Raw genomic sequence first — 16,283 nt, 5'->3', positions numbered from 1 at the left:
GCACACTGGCCGCGCGCAATGAAGCCGTGATCACGGCGCTGGATGACGCCGCGGTTGCCGTGGCGCGGATCGAGACGGCGCGACCCCATAAGTCTGTGGCTGCCGAGCGGGCCTTGCAGGAGCTGCAGCGATTCGTTGAAGGAGCGGAGCGCTACCACCGCAGCGATTGAACTCGGGAGTGAACATGAACGACAAGGACCACAGCGCCAACCTGAACGCCCCGCTTGAGTTGTCCGTGCCGGAGGTCGGCGAGCTCGGCGGTGATGCTGGCACGCAGGCTCGGGAGGCGGAACTCGCTTCCCAGGCGGACGCCTTCGTTCGCGACGTCCTGGCGGTCGATCCTGCCCAGGCGCATCAGCAACGCGAGGCTGTCGACACGATGGGGGCCGATGTGCAGGAGGAGGCAGCGCACCGCAGTGCCATGCTCCAGACACCACTGCGCCAGCTTGCCCACCAGGGTGATGACGGGGGGCCAGTGGCCCGTTCGCTGGACGATCTCCGGGGGCGCATGGAGGAGCTGGACCCGAACCGGCAAAAGCTCTCCCAAGACGGTCTGTCGCGCCTGCTGGCGCGGATCCCCGGCGTGGGCAGCCGATTGCAGCGGTACTTCCGCCGTTTCGAAACCGCACAGGAGGCACTGGACGCCATAATCCGCGATCTGGAAGCCGGTCGCGACATGCTCCGGCGCGACAACCTGACACTCAGCGATGACCAGAGCGCTTTGCGGCAGAGCCTGGAGCGGCTGGAGCAACAAGTCGCCTTCGGCCGCCTGGTCGACGAGCGCCTCGAGGCAGCGGCGGCGGAATACGACGCCGACCACCCGCGCCGCGCCTTCCTGGAGAATGAGCTGCTCTTCCCGCTGCGCCAGCGCATCATGGACCTGCAGCAGCAGCTGGCCGTGGCCCAGCAGGGCGTGTTGGCCCTGGAAGTGGTGATCCGTAACAACCGCGAACTCATGCGCGGCGTCGACCGGGCAATCAATGTCACCGTCTCGGCGCTCAATGTGGCGGTCACTGTGGCCCTGGGGCTGGCCAATCAGCGCCTGGTGCTCGACCGTGTCGAGGCTCTGAACACCAGCACCTCCGCCATGATTGCCGGTACGGCGCGCACCCTGCGCAGCCAGGGTGTCGACATTCAGAACCGCGCGGCATCGACCTCTTTGGACATGGAGCAACTGGAGCAGGCATTTGCCGATGTAATGGCCGCCATCGATGAGGTGTCGCGATACCGGCGTGAAGCCCTTCCCAGGCTGGACGCACAAATCGATCGGCTGGATCAGCTGGCCGAACGCGGCGGTGCGGCCATTCGCTCCATGGAGGAAGGCAGAGCCTCCGACGTCGGCCGCTGAGAGATGGCACAATTCTTGGGATGGTTCGTCATTAGGCGGGTGTTAAGCAATGAGTGCATATGTGATCGGCCATATCACCATCAAGGATGCTGGCGTCTGGGAGGAATACCGCTCCAGGGTACCCCCGACACTGGAGGCCTGGGAGGGCGAGGTGCTCTTCCGGGGTCAGCTTGCGGAGGTGCTCGCCGGGGATCACCGTCACGAGACGGTGGTCGCGCTGCGGTTTCCGAGCCCGGAGGCCGCCAAGGGTTGGTATGATTCCAACGCCTACCAGGCCTTGATTCCCCTGCGCAAGCGTGCGGCGCGGGTTGTGCTGTTGCGCTTTGACGGTGAGGGTGAATGAGCCATGCGCTGGGTAACACCGAGTCGCAGGCCGGTGGCATTATTGCCGCGCTGCCAGGATTGCCGGCGGCTGCCCTGGCGTTAGGGTACCCACGGTCTTCGGAGATGGCGATCACTGGTCTGTGAACGTGAAGTACGGCGCTGTGGCCCCGCGCGTCTCGCGTGCCTTGCGTAGCTCATCGCGTGCAACACTGCGCAGATGCACCTCATCCGGCCCATCCAGAAAGCGCATGGCTCGACCCCAGGTCCACAGGTAGCTCAGCGGCGTGTCCGGCGTGAGCCCCATGGCCCCGAAGACCTGCATGGCACGGTCCACCACCCGCGTTTGCAAACGCGCGACCACCGCTTTGATCCCGGAGACCGCCGTGCGCGCCGCTTGTGCCCCGCCGGTGTCGATTCGCCAGGCAGCCTGCAGGACCAATAGCCGGGCCTGATCGATCTCCAGGCGCGACTCCGCAATCCAGTCATTGATGTTGGCTTGATCCGACAGATAACGCCCGAACGAGCGCCGCTCCAACGCCCGCTCGCGCATCAGTTCCAGCGCCACCTCGCACTGGCCGATGGAGCGCATGCAGTGATGGATGCGCCCGGGGCCCAGCCGCGCCTGCGCCATGGCGAACCCCCGCCCTTCCTCCCCCAGGAGATTGTCCACTGGCACGCGCACATCCCGAAACACCAGCTCACAATGCCCTTCCGGCGAGTGGTAGTGCATGATCGGGATGTTGCGCACGATTTCCAGGCCGGGCGCATTCATGGGCACCAGGGCCATGCTGTGACGGCGATGCGGGTCGCTCTCTGGGTCCGTGGTCGAGACACCGAGGACAATGCCGAGTTCACAGTGCGGATGCGCGGCGCCGGTGATGAACCACTTTCGCCCGTTGATCACGTACTCATCGCCCTGGCGGCGGATGGACGTTTGCATATTGGTGGCATCCGACGATGCCACATCCGGCTCACTCATGGCAAAGCAGGAGCGTATCCGCCCCTCCAGTAGCGGCCGCAGCCAATCCTGATACTGCCTGGGCGTGGCAAATAGGTGCAGCAGCTCCATGTTGCCGCTGTCCGGGGCAGAGCAGTTGAACACCTCCGAGGCCCAGTGCACCCGTCCCATCACTTCGGCGATCGGTGCGTAGTCCAGCGTGCTGAGCGCTCGCCCCGGTTCGTCGTCCCGCAGCCCTGGCAAGAAGAGGTTCCAAAGGCCATCCCAGCGCGCCAGGGCCTTGATGTCATCGATCAACTCGACCGGGTAGTTTCCGGCGGCGACCTCCTGGTGCCACTGAGCGTTATACGGCAGCACATAGTGTTCCATGAACTGGACGACCCGTACCCGCAGTTCCTCCGCTGTAGCGCTGTGTTCGAAATCCATGGATCACCTCCCGCGTTCCGTCACCGCGTGTTAGCGTAACGCCTCCATAGGTTGAAGACATGACACAGGTCAAGGGAGATCGGAACATGCGGCTGGAAGTCGGGTGCGTGATCCGTATGGAATGCCCACAGCCGACGCCGCTGATCCTGCTGCTGCGGCCACGCAGCGGGCTCCATCAATGGGTTGTGAGCGAGAGCTATCATCTGACGCCACAGGTCCCGGCCACCGAGTATTCGGATGGCTTCGGCAATCTGTGCCAGCGTCTGGTGGCGCCCGCGGGGGCCTTTCGTATCGAAACCCGGGCCGAGGTTGCCGTTGCCGGGTGGGACGACGCTGGGCCGGGGGCGCCCTATGTAGCGGTGGAGTGGCTCCCGGACGAGGTGCTCGGCTATTTACTGCCGAGTCGCTTTTGCGACTCCGATCGCCTGGGTTCAGTTGCCGCGGAAGCCTGTCGCGGCGCATCCATGGGTTACGATCAGGTCGCCGCCATCTGCCGCTGGGTCCACGCGCGCCTGCGCTATCTGCCCGATTCGGATCCGGCGCCGATTTCGGCCAGGGAGGCGCATGCCCGTGGCGAGGGTGTTTGCCGCGACTTCGCCCACCTGGCGATCGCCCTGTGCCGCAGTCTGAATATTCCTGCCCGCATGGTCTCAGGGTATCTCCAGGATCTGGAGCCCATGGATCTCCACGCCTGGATTGAAGCCTACGTCGGCAACCGCTGGTACACCTTCGACCCTACCTGCCCGCAAACCAACGCGGCGCGGGTAGTCCTGGCCCGGGGGCGCGACGCCGCTGATGTCCCCTTGTTCAACCAGTTCGGTCCCCCGGTGACGCCGTCGGAGGTGACGATCTTCGTGCGCCCGTCGCAGGGCTGATCCGGGGCAATTCCGCTTTACAGTACGACGCCGGAAACTCTTTCGCCTTCCACGCTCCGGTTTCCCCGGCGTCAAGGTCTGCGTGGACGGCTCCAGCATTTCGTGGATACATCTCGGTCACACCGGTCAATGCCCACCCAGAGCCGCGTGACGCCCCGGTGATGACTCAGTTGGGCGTGGTCATGGTCTTTGCTGTGTTTCGTTCCGGGCTTCCAGAAGGCGTGGACGGAGGGGAGGGTGTGCGGTGAGCAGGTGCGACAGGCCGGACGCCCGCATCCTGCTTCAGGGGTGCTATCCCGGCAAGCGTCGGGCTGGCCTGGTCGCGGTCGCGCGATTATCCTGTGCGGACACTGCCATGGCGGGAAGGCGAGCATGCTGGAAGACATTGCGGAATTATTGCAGGGCTGGGTGCTGACGGGCGGTCTTTCGGTCGTCTCTGTCATTGTGGCCCTTGGTGCCTACCGTATTGCTCTCATGATTCTGCGTCGGATGTTGCCGGAGGAGGGTGTCGCGCGCACGTTCCTGAGTCGCGCCGGCAAGGCCCTGGGAGGCGTGATTTCCCTGCTGGTGCTGAAGGTGATCTGGCAGGGTGCACCGACCGACTTGCCGTTCCACGGCGCGGTGCAGCACGTCATTACGCTTGCCCTCATCGTCGCGCTGACATGGGCCGCCGTGCGCTTTTCCGCCGCCGTCGGCGATGTCATCGTCCACCTCAATCCGCCGCTTCCCGAACAGACCCGGGAAGCCCGCAAGATCGAAACCCAGACGCGGTTTATGACGCGGGCGCTGAATATTCTCATAGTGATCGTCGGTCTTGGCGTGGCACTGATGACCTTTCCCGCGGTGCAACAACTCGGTACCAGTCTGCTGGCGTCGGCGGGCATCGGCGGGATCATCCTGGGGTTTGCCGCGCGCCCCGTATTGACCAATCTGCTCGCCGGGATGCAGATTGCGCTCACCGAGCCGTTCCGGATTGATGATGTGGTGATCGTCCAGGGGGAGTGGTGCTGGGTCGAGGAGGTCACCAGCACCTACGTGGTGCTGCGCGTCTGGGATCTTCGCCGTCTGGTAGTCCCGCTGCAGTGGTTCATCGACAACCCCTTCCAGAACTGGACCCGGCATTCCAACAATTTGCGCGGTACGGTGTTCCTCTGGGTCGACTACCGCATGCCCGTCGATGCCCTGCGAGAGGAGTTCATGCGGTTGTTGAAGCAAGACCCTGACTGGGATGGTGAAAGCAGTACCATCCAGGTCACCGATTCCTCCGACCGGGCCATGCAGGTGCGGTTTCTCATGAGTGCAGCGGATTCTTCGCTCGCCTGGGACCTGCGCTGCCGGATTCGCGAGGGGCTGGTCGCGTTCATCCAGCGGGAGTACCCCGAATACCTGCCGCGGATTAGGGCGCAGCTGGCCGATGAGGCCGAATACCAGGCGTTGCCGAGCGGGGTGGCTTGAGCTGCGTGGCGTGCTGCCCGACGACGGCACGCGCGTGAGTGATGACGTGCAACGGAGCAACCGTGGCGGGTGGTCGCGCTCGGTGACGAGGTCCCCTGGTTGCCCCAGACTGCGCGATCAGGAATGGGCTGTCATGGAATGGTTGCGCCCCGTCGCCTGAAACGCCGTTAGGACGAATGACGTAGTTCCTGCCGGCTTTCGCGGATCATCTCCTTTTGTGGTTTGCGCCAGATCGGGTCCTCCTTCGGGTTGAAGCCCGGCTCCAGCGCGCGAATACGCTCCACCAACGGTGGGTGGGTGGCGAGGAGCCCCGGGGCGCGCTTGGCGACCGCCTCGGCGAAGAGCATGTGACGGACCTCCTCGCCGTGGGCGTTATTTAGTCGTTCGGCCTGCTGCAGGGCACCGATTTTCTTCAGCGCATTGGCGAGACCTTCCGGCTCGCGGGTAAACTGTACCGCCGTGGCATCGGCCAGGTATTCCCGCCGGCGGGAGATGGCCGCCTGCAGCATGCGCCCGGCTAGCACCCCGAGGGCGCCGAGGATCAGCAAAACCACGCCGATGGCCATGGCCGCCATGACAACGCGTTGATCCCGCCGCCCGCCACCGGTGAGGAACACGCTGCGCATGGCCATGCGCCCTGCCACCGAGAGGGCGACTAGTCCGAAGATCATCGTCATCAGGCGAAGATTCAACCGCATGTCGCCGTTGGCAATATGGGCGAATTCGTGGGCCACGACGCCCTTGAGCTCCCGTCGGTTGAGAGCGGACAGCGCGCCGTGTGTGATGCCGATGGCCGCAGTCTCCGGGGAATTTCCGGCGGCGAAGGCGTTAATGCCCTGCTCGTGTTTGATCACGAACACCCGCGGCACGGGCAGGCTGGCGGCGATGGCCATCTCCTCGACCACGTTGTACAGCTGGCGTTTGGCCGGGTTCTGGGTGTCCCGCGTGACCTCGGTGCCGTGCATGGATTTGGCGACCTTGGCGCCGTCGCCGCCGAGCATCAGGCCGCGGACTGCGGCGGTGATCAGGATAATGCCCATGACACCCACGCCCACGGCCATCGCGGCAGCGGGGTCAAACTGCTCCAGCAGCGAATCGGCGGCAGGCGCTGTCGCCTCGCGCTGCTGGTCCATCCGCGCCATCTGCCCCTCGGCCCCGCCGAACAGCAGACCGCCGATGGCCCCGGTGACGGCGGCAATCGCGAGCGTCAGCAACAAGAACAGTCCCACCAGCACAGCGGTGCGCCGGCGGGCCTGAGCCTGGGCCTCGGCGAAGTTGAAGAATCCGGTGTCGCTCAAGAGAACTGGACCTTCGGCGGCTCTTGCAGGGTCTCGCGATCCTCGAACTCGAGCATGGCCGCGCGGGTAAAGTTGAACGCGCCGGCAATGATGTTCGAGGGGACGGTCTCCACAGCATTATTGTAACGCATGGCCGCATCGTTATAGGCCTGCCGTGCATAAGCCACGCGGTTCTCGGTCGACGTCAGCTCTTCCTGCAGGCTTTTGAAATTCTCGTTGGCTTTCAGGTCCGGGTAGGCCTCGGAGAGCGCGAACAGGCGGCCGAGCACGCCGCCGAGTTCTCCTTCGGCACGGCCGAGTTGCGCCATGGAGCCCGGGTCGCCCGCAGAGCCGGATGTGCGCTGACGCACCTGCTCGGCAGTGTTGCGCGCCTCGATGACCGCCGTCAGCGTCTCGCGCTCGTGCTTCATGTAGCCCTGCACCGTCTCGACCAGATTTGGAATCAAATCGTGACGGCGCTTGAGCTGGACGTCGATCTGGGCGAACGCATTCTTGAAGGCGTTTCGCTTGCGCACCAGTCGGTTATAGAGCAGGACGCTGGGCAGTACCAGGGCGAGGAGAACGAGCAGGACAACAATAATGGTTTCCATGATCAGCCTCTAGCAGTTTGGCGGGCATTCGCGCGCAGTCCCCGGACACGGCGCGCTTCACCGTCGCGAGTTCACGATGGCGAGCATGGTAGCGGTTCTGGGGGGCTCGGTCATCTCGCCCGCCCCACGAGTGGACGGGGACCGAGCCGCGTGTTTCAGTACCACGGGTCGCACGCCGCAACCGAAGGAGTTTTTCATGGCTGAACCGCTGATTGCCAGCAAGACCCCGTACGTCCTGGAACTGGAGCCTGGTACCTACTGGTGGTGCCGCTGTGGCCGTTCTGCAAATCAACCTTTCTGTGATGGCAGCCATAAGGGAACCGGGTTGGCTCCCGAGAAGTGCACCATTGAGGAGGCGGGAAAGGTCGCCTTGTGCGGATGCAAGCAGACCGGGAACCCCCCTTACTGCGACGGGAGCCACAAGCACGTGAGCTGAAAAAGATTCGGGATGGCCTTCTTTGGCAGCCTGTTGTTCATGCGGACGTGCGGTGGGCCTCAGCTCTGATAGGCCCACCGCAGGATGGCATCTTGCAATTCGATGCCGGGGCCGCGGTGGGCGTCTTCTGCGTTGATGAGCACGACCACTAACAGCTCTTCGCCCCTGGCGCTGCGCACGTAACCCGCGACGCTCGAGACATGATCCAGGCGGCCGGTTTTGAGTCGCATGCGACCAGCGAGTGGCGTACCCCGGAAGCGGTCCCGAACGGTTCCGTCAACGCCGGCGATGGCCAGCGATGCCGCGAATTCCGGCATCACCAGGCTGTGACGGGCCGTGCTCAAGAGCTCAGCCACCTGGCGGGCGGTGACTCGGTTGTGTCGCGACAACCCGGCGGCGTTGTCGATGATCATGCCCTGCGGGTCCACCCCGGAGCGTGCCAGGGACTCCATGAGCGCCGGGGGGCGGTTTTCCCTGGCCGCGGGGGAGGCCTGCCGCTCCGCGTCCAGGGTCAACGCCAGGTGCTGGGCCATCACGTTGTTGCTGTACTTGTTCACTAGCCGTACCACCTCGGCCAGCGGCCGCGATTCATGGATCGTTAACGGATCCGCGTGCGGGGCATACCACTGCGCGATGCGCCAGTCCCCGTCGAACTCGCCGCCCCACTGCTGCCACAGCGCCCCGAACAGGCCGTGGACATACTGCTCCGGCGACAGTGCGGCGCGGGTCATACGGTAGCGGCCGCAGCCGGCCGGGTAACGCCCTTCGAGAATCACTGCATTGCCGGCATCGCCGGATGCGACATGGTAGGTCACGCCGCGCTGATACCCGCCGCAGGCTCCCGGGGCAATTGACAGCCGGCTTTCCACGGGCAGGCCCATCATCGGCGGATAGGTCCGTACGCGCACCGATCGGCCGTCTGGCGCCGGGGCAAGGTCGAAATTCAGAACATTGAAGTTCACCAGCAGCGGATGCGGCTGCTGGTTGTAGGCGCGGAACGGACGGCCGTCGAATGTCCCGGGATCGGCGGCCGCAGGCGGAAATGCGGAAACATCCAGTACCAGATCGCCCGTGATGCGTCTGATCCCGCGGCCGCGGATCTCGCCGACCAGCTTCCAGACATCCTGCGCCAGCAGGTAGGGGTCACCCGCCCCTCGAATCCACAGATCACCTTCGAGCACCCCGTCACGCACGGGGCCCCCGGCATAGATACGGGAGGTCCAGGTAAAAGCGGGTCCCAGTTCACGCAACGCAGCGTAGGTCGTGAACAGTTTCATGACCGAGGCCGGATTCCTTGGCGCATTCGCGTTGAAAGCAAGCCGGGGTGTTGGCTCATCGCGCGCTTCGACCCAGACGCTCACGCTGTCATCGGCGATCTTGTGCGCGTCCATGATCGCGCGCACGGGGATTGGCAGGTCGTCGCCCGCCTGCACCGTCAGCTGTGCGGTTGCCATCAACACCAACGCGGCGATGCCGGCAGCAAACAGCGTCCGCCGGATGCCAGTCCATTGCACCATCTGTGTGAACTCCGTGAGAGGGGTGCGAACATGGCGGTTACACGACACTGGAGGTCAGTATCGAGGACCTGCCAGCAGCGTGCATCCCTGGGGCCAATCATTCTGATGACGGTCTGGCAATTCGATGAATTGGCGAATTTGCAGCCCTGCGTGTCCAGTGCGGGTTGCGGCCCGTCAGCGTGGTTCTTGTCGCGGCCGCGGTGGTGGGCACGCCGCGCTGGCTGCCCGCTGATTATCCCCGCTGCAGTGCTTCGATGACAAAGTCCATCCGATCCTGACCGAAGAACATCGCGTCGTCGACGAAAAAGGTGGGTGCGCCGAAGGCGCCGCGCGCCACCGCTTCATCCGTATTTGCCCGCAGGCGATCCTTGACGTCTTCGCGCGCCACCGCTTCCTGGAACGCTTGCGGGGAGATGCCTGCCTGCTCGACCAGCCGGGCGAGCACCTCGGGATCCTCGAGGTCCTGATCGTGGATCCAGAACCCTTCGAACACGGCTTTGAGGTAGGGCGTAAACGCGGGAGTGTCCAGATAGGCCACAGCGCCACGCATCGCGGTAACCGTATTGATCGGGTGGCGGGAGGGGTAGTTCAGTTCCACGCCGTAGCGGTGCGCCCAGCGCGCGAAGTCCTCGCGCATGTAGCGCCTCTTGGCCGGAACGCTTGGCGGCGGCGTGTTGCCGCTCGCCTTCATGACGGCACCCAGGAGCATCGGGCGCCAGACGATTTCGGCATTGGCCTCGCGGGTCAAACGGGCATGCTGGGTCCAGGCCAGATAACTGGCTGTACTGACGAAATCGAAGAAGCACTCTACTTGCCTGGTCATGACAGCCTCCCGCGGAGTTTGGGCCCTTTACGTTCGGGGCGTCCGGGCCCCATAGTTCCCTCTAACAGCGGTATTGGCAAGGTGTCCGGGGGCGTATTATGCAGGTGAAGCCAAAGTTTTCCGTGGGCGAGGTGGTTCACCACCGGAAGTTCGATTATCGGGGCGTGATCGTGGACGTGGACCCGATCTTTCAGGGGACTGACGAATGGTACGACGCCATGGCCCGCAGCCGGCCGCCGAAGGATCAACCCTGGTATCACGTACTGGTGGACGGGGCCATGCATAGCACCTACGTTGCAGAGCGCCACCTGGAGCCAGACGCGACCGGTGAGCAGATCGAGCATCCCGCGCTCGGGCAGTTCTTCGACCACTTTATCGACGGTCGCTACCACCGCACGGGGCCGCGCCACTGACCGCCCCGAGAGCATTGAGCCTGTGGCCCTACCCCTCGGCGGTGGGGCGTAACACGAGAACCGGGCAATACGCGCCGTGAACCACATCGCGGGTTACGCTGCCGAAAGCAAGCTTGCGCAGTCCGGTATGGCCGTGCGTCGTCATGGCGATCATCGCGCTGGGGTAGCCGGAAACGTATTCTGTGAGAGTACGCGCCGGATCCTTGCCATGGAGCACGTCCCAGTACGGCTGAATTCCGTGTGTCTTTTTGATGCCGGCGGCCTTGTGCTGAACATACCCAGAATCGAGCGGGTCGTGACCCAACGCTATCTGTGAGGCATGCGGTTTGTGTACCTGGACGAGGAACAAATCCGCGCCCATGCTCTTTGCCAGATCGGCCGCGGGCCCAATGATCGCCTCCGCAAGGGGTGAGCCGTCCAGGCACACCAGTAGCATCTTAATCGGCCCGTTCCAATCGGCACTGAATCGTGGTCCTGTCAGCACCACTGGTCGCTCGGCCCGGTCCAGGATTTCACTGGCCACACTGCCCAGGAGCATGTCTCCGATGGCGTTGCGGGCATGGGTGGACATACAGATCCACGCATCGGGCGACTCGGCGATCAAGCGCCACAGGCTACCTTCCTGAGCACCCACGGCGAAGCTAACGAGGTCAGCATTCAATATGGTAATGTGCGGTGATTTCAGCCCATAGTCATGTGCTGCGTGCTCCATCGCACGCCGGCGTTCGTCACTGGACGATTCGGCAGGGATCACTGAAACAAGGTGTAGGTCGCGGCCTGTCTGCTCCGCCAGGACGCGGGCAGCCTTCAGCGCGCGCAATGAGCGCGGTGTCCACTCTAGCGGAACAATGATGTCTTGAGAGTGCATTGTGGCGTTGACCTCCGGCAGTGTGTTCAGGAGTGGGGCACACTCCACGCTCCACTATCGTCGGGGCGGATGGTGTGCCACTTGATCCGGATCAACGGATAGTGACGTGAATGACGATCTAATGGAACGCCTGTAACATTCGGCGATTTTGTCGGCGGGTCCAGTGGTCTGAGCCCGTGGAACGCTTGATTCAAGGAGGTCACTATGCCGCGAAGTAGCGCCGTACCGGGGCAGGACGTTAATCCGCCCGATGTACCCTCACCGCTGGATCGCCTGGCGCGTGTTGCTGTGGGCCGTGTAACCATGGGTTTGTCGCCGGCTTCCCTTCAACTCGCGTATCTGGATTGGACCGTGCACCTGATGGGCTCCCCGGGCAAGCAAGGAGAGCTTGTAAATAAGGTCTTTCGCAAGGTGGGGCGCTTCGCGGTGTATGCCAGCCATGTCCACGAGCCCGATACCCCGCCCTGTATCGAACCGCTGCCTCAGGATCAGCGGTTTAGCGCACCGGAGTGGCAGCAGTGGCCGTTCAATCTGGTCTACCAGTCTTTTCTGCTGACGCAGCAGTGGTGGCACAATGCCACGACGGGCATTCGGGGCGTGACTCCGCATCACGAGGAGGTCGTGAACTTCCTCGGTAGGCAGGTCCTGGACGTGCTCTCGCCGAGCAACTACCTGCTCACCAACCCGGAGCTGTTGCGACAGACCATGGAGGAGCAGGGGGCGAACCTGGCCCGCGGTGCCCGTTACCTTGTCGAGGATACCCAGCGGAATATAAGTGGTGCACCACCGGCGGGAGCCGAGGCCTATCAACCTGGCGAGAATGTGGCGGTCACGCCGGGGAAGGTGATCTATCGCAACCGCCTCATCGAAGTGATCCAGTACGAACCCACCACGAGCACGGTGCAGCCGGAGCCGTTGCTGGTGGTGCCGGCCTGGATCATGAAGTACTACATCCTCGATCTAAGCCCGCACAACTCCCTGATCCGCTACCTGGTGGACCAGGGCTATACGGTGTTCACGATTTCGTGGAAAAACCCGGATCACTCCGACCGCGACCTGGCGTTCGATGACTACCGTCGTCTCGGTGTCATGGCCGCACTGGACGTGGTCAGCGCCGTGGTGCCCGACAAGCCGGTACACCTTGTCGGCTATTGCCTCGGGGGGACACTGTCAATGATCGCCGCCGCCGCCATGGCCAGGCAGCGGGACGACCGCCTGGCCAGCCTGACCCTGTTCGCCGCCCAGGCGGATTTTTCGGAGCCGGGGGAGCTCGGGCTGTTCATCGACGATGCCCAGGTGACCTTCCTCGAGGACATTATGTGGGAGACGGGCTATCTGCAAGCCAAGCAGATGACCGGCGCCTTCCAGTTCCTGCGCCCGCGGGATCTAATCTGGTCGCAGAACGTGAATCAGTACCTCAAGGGCGAGCGCCTGGCCATGAACGACCTCATGGCCTGGAACAGCGATGCGACGCGCCTGCCCTACCGCATGCACAGCGAGTACCTCGAACGGTTGTATCTGGACAACGAATTCGCCGGTGGGCAGTTCGAAGTGGAGGATGAAGTCGTGCATCTGTCCGATGTGGGTGTGCCCTTGTTCGTGGTGGGCACGGAGCGGGATCACATATCTCCCTGGCACTCGGTCTACAAGATCAATCGCCTGGCCCGCACTCCGGTGACGTTCCTGCTGACCAACGGCGGGCACAACGCCGGGATTGTCAGCCCGCCGGACCACCCACGGCGCCGCTATCGCGTGCGCACCCACCACCCCGGTGAGCTGACCATGCCCGCGGACGCGTTCGTGGAACAAACGCCGGTGCAGCAGGGCTCCTGGTGGCCGGAGTGGCAAACATGGTTGCGGGAGCGCTCCGGCAATCGACGTAAGCCCCCGGCCATGGGGGCACCGGACCAGGGGTATGTGCCGAAGGAGGACGCGCCAGGGCGCTATGTGTTCCTGAAGTAACGGTGTTACTCGACTGTCGCCGGTCGCGCGTGGACCTTGGCGCCTTGTCTCGGCGAGGGGCCGACTCGACGGCGCGGTGATACCCTTGCGTTGGCCCCTGGAATTCATGACACCCCAAGAGTGTCGAGTCTGGCCTGGGCGATGGCGCCAGGCTAGGGTACGAGGGGTTGTCTGGAGTGCTGATGGCACCCAATCATGGGAGACAAGGGTGGTGCCACGTGTGCACCGCCATGTGTTGGAGTTTCGTGCGAGGAGAGTCTCATGGCGACCTGGAAGTGTTGGCTCGACGACGTGTCCCTGGAGCGGTTCCGTCACGAGTTGCAGTTGGCGCATATCAACAACGAAGTGCAGGTGCCCGGCGAGCATGATCTTCCGGAGACCCATGTCCGTCAGCTCGCGATAGACGCATTCATGGTGCTGGCGCGGCAGGAGAATCCGGATCTAGAGCGTTCAAGGCTCTTTGAGCTGATGAATGAGCTGCAGGTTGTCTGCGAACCGATGGGCGACGTCTGAGGCGCGCATGTCGGGATCGCTTACGGTATCCACTTCAAATGAATGGGGCTGGCTGGTTTTCGACGCCGCGGACGTGCGTGCGTTGCTTGAACACAGCCTTGCCTGCACCGCGCATCGGCCAACCCCCGATCAGATGCTGGAAACCCGCTATCGCCGGGATGGCGCGGCCGAGGCCCCGAGAGGCACACTGCCTCCCATGGAGGACGTCGCCGTGGAGGCGATACCCGCCGGACTGCATGTGGTCGTCGGGCAGGGATTATACCTGGAGAGCAACGGACTGCCGCAGGCCGGGGCCGAGCGCCTGTTCGCACCAGGCTGCAAGCCGGCGGTGGACGCTGATTGGGGCACCGCCGTTGCGCGTGTTGGCGGCGTGGAGGAGCAGGTGCTGTTCCTGCCCGCCGACGCCGTTGAGGAGGTGCTGCGCGAGGCCGACGACCGCGTTTGGCTTGGACTGCGCCGTGACGAGGAACGCTTCGGCGTTGAAGAATACGGTCTTGCCCCTTGTCCGTATGTCGGCACTGAATGAGCGCACTCGCGCGTCGTGTTCGCAATTGCCGCGAGGCCGATACGATAACCCGTTACTAACCCGATGTGGCAGCCATGAATCAAACGGAACGCAAACGCCTGGAAGAGCGGTTGTCCGCGATGCTGGGCAAGGCCTGCGAAGCGGCTCGCGAGGAGCTATCGGGCTTTCAATGGGTCACCCATGTACTGGACTACGATGATCCTCAGCGCAGTATCCAGGTGGTTTGGGTGTTTGACAGCAACGATCATCTGGCCAATGCGCTGCGGCAAGGCCATGATGCCTATCTGACACACCTCACATCCGAGGCTTTCGAGGCGGCCGGGCTTCAAGTGACTGATGTTCAAAGGCACGTGAGTTTCGACAGCGAGGAGGAATGTACCCGCGTTCATGCGGGTGATTGGCGGGTTCGCCTGACGGAAGACCCGGTGCGGCTGCATTGATGTTGCGTTGCCCGCCGGGGCGGCCACATGGAGCGGTAGGCGCGGGGGCGACAGGGCCGAATCACCCCGGCGAAGACGATCTGAACGCCTCGCGACGCCGACGGTAATGAGCTGCGTTACGCGGGTTCGCTGACACGATCGTGCGGGAACGCATTGCGATCTCCGCTGCCAAACCGCGACGATTGAATCCGGGGTTGCCATAGGCTGGTGCCGCCGTCATCACCGGGATAGACTGCCTTACAGCACGCCGAGGTGAAACGTGCCGCTATTGCTTCTGCTTTTGATCGTCGTCCCACTTGTCGAGATCTTCATCCTCATCGAGGTCGGCAGTGTCATCGGCGCCCTGTCGACCATCGGTCTGTGCGTGCTCACCGCCGTGATCGGCGGGCTTTTGCTTCGACAGCAAGGGCTCGACACGCTCCAGCGCGCCCGCGTGAATCTGGATCGCGGCGCCGTGCCCGCGCTCGAATTGTTTGAGGGGCTCGTATTGGCGGTGGGCGGGGTGATGTTGCTCACCCCCGGTTTTGCCACCGACGTGGTGGGCTTTGCGTGCCTGATTCCTGCCACCCGTCGTGGCCTCGTTCATGCCGTGATGCGCCGCGTGCACGTTCATTACGGCCCTGTGGAGGGCCAGGCGCACCGCCGCCCGCCGGCCGGGCAGGACGCTATTGAGGGCGAGTTCCAACGGCGCGATAGCGATGACGCAAAGTAGGAATAGAGCACACCTTCAGGCTTCCGGGCGGGAAACCGCCACCTTGCGGGGATGCCCGATGATTTGTTGCAATGGGAGATCACGGCGGTTGCATACCGCGACGAGCAGTGGAGATCGCTATGGGATCAAGAGCCAATGTCGTGTTCGCCGCGGCGCTGTTGGCGTTACCGGTGGCCGTTTGGGCCTTTGACGACGGAACCCCCGGAACCGGCTCGCCGGCTGACCGTGCGCCCGGGGCTGACCCGGGTGGTGTTCCTCAGCAGCCGGGTATGGGTGGTGGCCAGCCGGATGCCGGACAGCCGCAGGGACAACCGGTGGATCCCGGGCCCCCGGTGCGTGAGCGCATCCGCCAAGAGCAGCAGGCGGGGGAGGACCCGCACCAGACGCGCCCCGACGATATGCCCGGGGGTGGCCTAGGCAGCGATGCTGGGGGTGTCGGACAACCGGGCGCCGGCCAGCCGGGAGCGGCTCCGGGGCAGCCGGATGGTGTACCTGGGCAACAGCAGCAAGCGCCCTCGGGAGGGCAGGATGGCCTGCCGGGCCAGCAGGGCGACGGGCTTCCGGGGCAACACCAAGCGCCGCAGGGCCAGCAGCAATCCCCCGCGGGCCGGCAGGATGGCCCGCCGGAGCCGCCGAGCGAGCCCGATCATTCGCCTGGCACGGGGCCCGGTGTCGAATCGGCCCCGGGGGCCCCGCAGCAGGGGCAACAGGCGCCCCCGGAGCCATCGCCAGGTGATGGAAGCCCCGGCCTCCAGTAGGACCGTTGCAGCAAGTCGGACGGCTTGGCATCAGCAATTCT

Annotated in this window: 18 protein-coding genes; 12 read left to right on the top strand and 6 right to left on the bottom strand. The window is 64.1% G+C overall.

Annotation, left to right across the window (positions count from 1 at the left end; all coding sequences use genetic code 11):
- Positions 1-184 precede the first annotated feature (184 nt).
- Both QZT63_RS16705 and QZT63_RS16700 read left to right on the top strand, forming a co-directional pair.
- A complete protein-coding gene (locus QZT63_RS16705; RefSeq protein WP_290652681.1) occupies positions 185-1,348 on the top strand; it encodes a toxic anion resistance protein in 1,164 nt (387 codons plus the stop codon).
- A gap of 49 nt (positions 1,349-1,397) precedes the next feature.
- The gene (locus QZT63_RS16700; RefSeq protein WP_290652679.1) at positions 1,398-1,691 is read left to right on the top strand and encodes a DUF1330 domain-containing protein; all 294 of its coding nucleotides are present in this window, start codon (positions 1,398-1,400) and stop codon (positions 1,689-1,691) included.
- 111 nt (positions 1,692-1,802) lie between these two features.
- On the opposite strand, the gene QZT63_RS16695 is transcribed toward QZT63_RS16700, so the two are convergent.
- Complete coding sequence (locus tag QZT63_RS16695) at positions 1,803-3,056, bottom strand: acyl-CoA dehydrogenase family protein (RefSeq protein ID WP_290652677.1); 1,254 nt, start codon at positions 3,054-3,056, stop codon at positions 1,803-1,805.
- 86 nt (positions 3,057-3,142) lie between these two features.
- On the opposite strand from QZT63_RS16695, the gene QZT63_RS16690 reads away from it, so the two are divergent.
- Both QZT63_RS16690 and QZT63_RS16685 read left to right on the top strand, forming a co-directional pair.
- Positions 3,143-3,931: a transglutaminase family protein gene (locus tag QZT63_RS16690; RefSeq protein WP_290652675.1), complete on the top strand. Its 789-nt coding sequence runs from the start codon at positions 3,143-3,145 to the stop codon at positions 3,929-3,931.
- A 372-nt stretch (positions 3,932-4,303) separates the two neighbouring features.
- A complete protein-coding gene (locus QZT63_RS16685) occupies positions 4,304-5,386 on the top strand; it encodes a mechanosensitive ion channel domain-containing protein (RefSeq protein WP_290652673.1) in 1,083 nt (360 codons plus the stop codon).
- Positions 5,387-5,553: 167 nt separating this feature from the next.
- Here the strand turns inward: QZT63_RS16685 and QZT63_RS16680 are convergent, their stop codons facing one another.
- Together QZT63_RS16680 and QZT63_RS16675 are read right to left on the bottom strand one after the other, a co-directional pair.
- Positions 5,554-6,684 (bottom strand): M48 family metallopeptidase, encoded by a 1,131-nt coding sequence (locus tag QZT63_RS16680; protein ID WP_290652671.1) that lies wholly within the window; start codon positions 6,682-6,684, stop codon positions 5,554-5,556.
- A complete protein-coding gene (locus QZT63_RS16675; protein ID WP_290652669.1) occupies positions 6,681-7,274 on the bottom strand; it encodes a LemA family protein in 594 nt (197 codons plus the stop codon). The genes QZT63_RS16680 and QZT63_RS16675 overlap by 4 nt, the downstream gene beginning before the upstream one ends.
- 196 nt (positions 7,275-7,470) lie before the next feature.
- Between QZT63_RS16675 and QZT63_RS16670 the strand changes: the two genes are divergently transcribed.
- On the top strand, positions 7,471-7,710 hold the full coding sequence (locus QZT63_RS16670) for a CDGSH iron-sulfur domain-containing protein (RefSeq protein ID WP_290652666.1): 240 nt from the start codon (positions 7,471-7,473) through the stop codon (positions 7,708-7,710).
- A 59-nt stretch (positions 7,711-7,769) separates the two neighbouring features.
- Here the strand turns inward: QZT63_RS16670 and dacB are convergent, their stop codons facing one another.
- Entirely contained in the window at positions 7,770-9,227 is a 1,458-nt protein-coding gene (dacB, locus tag QZT63_RS16665; protein WP_290652664.1) for a D-alanyl-D-alanine carboxypeptidase/D-alanyl-D-alanine-endopeptidase, read from the bottom strand.
- A 232-nt stretch (positions 9,228-9,459) separates the two neighbouring features.
- Positions 9,460-10,050 (bottom strand): 2-hydroxychromene-2-carboxylate isomerase, encoded by a 591-nt coding sequence (locus tag QZT63_RS16660; protein ID WP_290652661.1) that lies wholly within the window; start codon positions 10,048-10,050, stop codon positions 9,460-9,462.
- 98 nt (positions 10,051-10,148) lie between these two features.
- On the opposite strand from QZT63_RS16660, the gene hspQ reads away from it, so the two are divergent.
- Complete coding sequence (gene hspQ / locus QZT63_RS16655) at positions 10,149-10,463, top strand: heat shock protein HspQ (protein WP_290652659.1); 315 nt, start codon at positions 10,149-10,151, stop codon at positions 10,461-10,463.
- Positions 10,464-10,491: 28 nt separating this feature from the next.
- Here the strand turns inward: hspQ and QZT63_RS16650 are convergent, their stop codons facing one another.
- Positions 10,492-11,331: a universal stress protein gene (locus QZT63_RS16650; RefSeq protein WP_290652657.1), complete on the bottom strand. Its 840-nt coding sequence runs from the start codon at positions 11,329-11,331 to the stop codon at positions 10,492-10,494.
- 204 nt (positions 11,332-11,535) lie between these two features.
- On the opposite strand from QZT63_RS16650, the gene QZT63_RS16645 reads away from it, so the two are divergent.
- From QZT63_RS16645 to QZT63_RS16620, 6 genes are all read left to right on the top strand, one after another.
- Positions 11,536-13,293, top strand: a complete 1,758-nt coding sequence (locus QZT63_RS16645; RefSeq protein WP_290652655.1) for an alpha/beta fold hydrolase — start codon at positions 11,536-11,538, stop codon at positions 13,291-13,293.
- A gap of 261 nt (positions 13,294-13,554) precedes the next feature.
- Positions 13,555-13,806, top strand: coding sequence for a hypothetical protein (locus QZT63_RS16640; RefSeq protein WP_290652653.1), 252 nt, complete (start codon positions 13,555-13,557; stop codon positions 13,804-13,806).
- 7 nt (positions 13,807-13,813) lie between these two features.
- Positions 13,814-14,332, top strand: coding sequence for a hypothetical protein (locus tag QZT63_RS16635; RefSeq protein ID WP_290652651.1), 519 nt, complete (start codon positions 13,814-13,816; stop codon positions 14,330-14,332).
- A gap of 74 nt (positions 14,333-14,406) precedes the next feature.
- On the top strand, positions 14,407-14,772 hold the full coding sequence (locus QZT63_RS16630) for a hypothetical protein (RefSeq protein WP_290652649.1): 366 nt from the start codon (positions 14,407-14,409) through the stop codon (positions 14,770-14,772).
- 259 nt (positions 14,773-15,031) lie between these two features.
- The gene (locus tag QZT63_RS16625; protein WP_290652647.1) at positions 15,032-15,484 is read left to right on the top strand and encodes an FxsA family protein; all 453 of its coding nucleotides are present in this window, start codon (positions 15,032-15,034) and stop codon (positions 15,482-15,484) included.
- Between the two features lie 119 nt (positions 15,485-15,603).
- Positions 15,604-16,242, top strand: coding sequence for a hypothetical protein (locus tag QZT63_RS16620; protein ID WP_290652645.1), 639 nt, complete (start codon positions 15,604-15,606; stop codon positions 16,240-16,242).
- Positions 16,243-16,283: the final 41 nt, after the last annotated feature.

Origin of the sequence: Aquisalimonas sp., from assembly GCF_007120195.1 — a bacterium.
In the GTDB taxonomy this organism is placed as follows: Bacteria; Pseudomonadota; Gammaproteobacteria; order Nitrococcales; family Aquisalimonadaceae; genus Aquisalimonas.
This window is presented reverse-complemented; position numbering and strand designations above follow the sequence as displayed.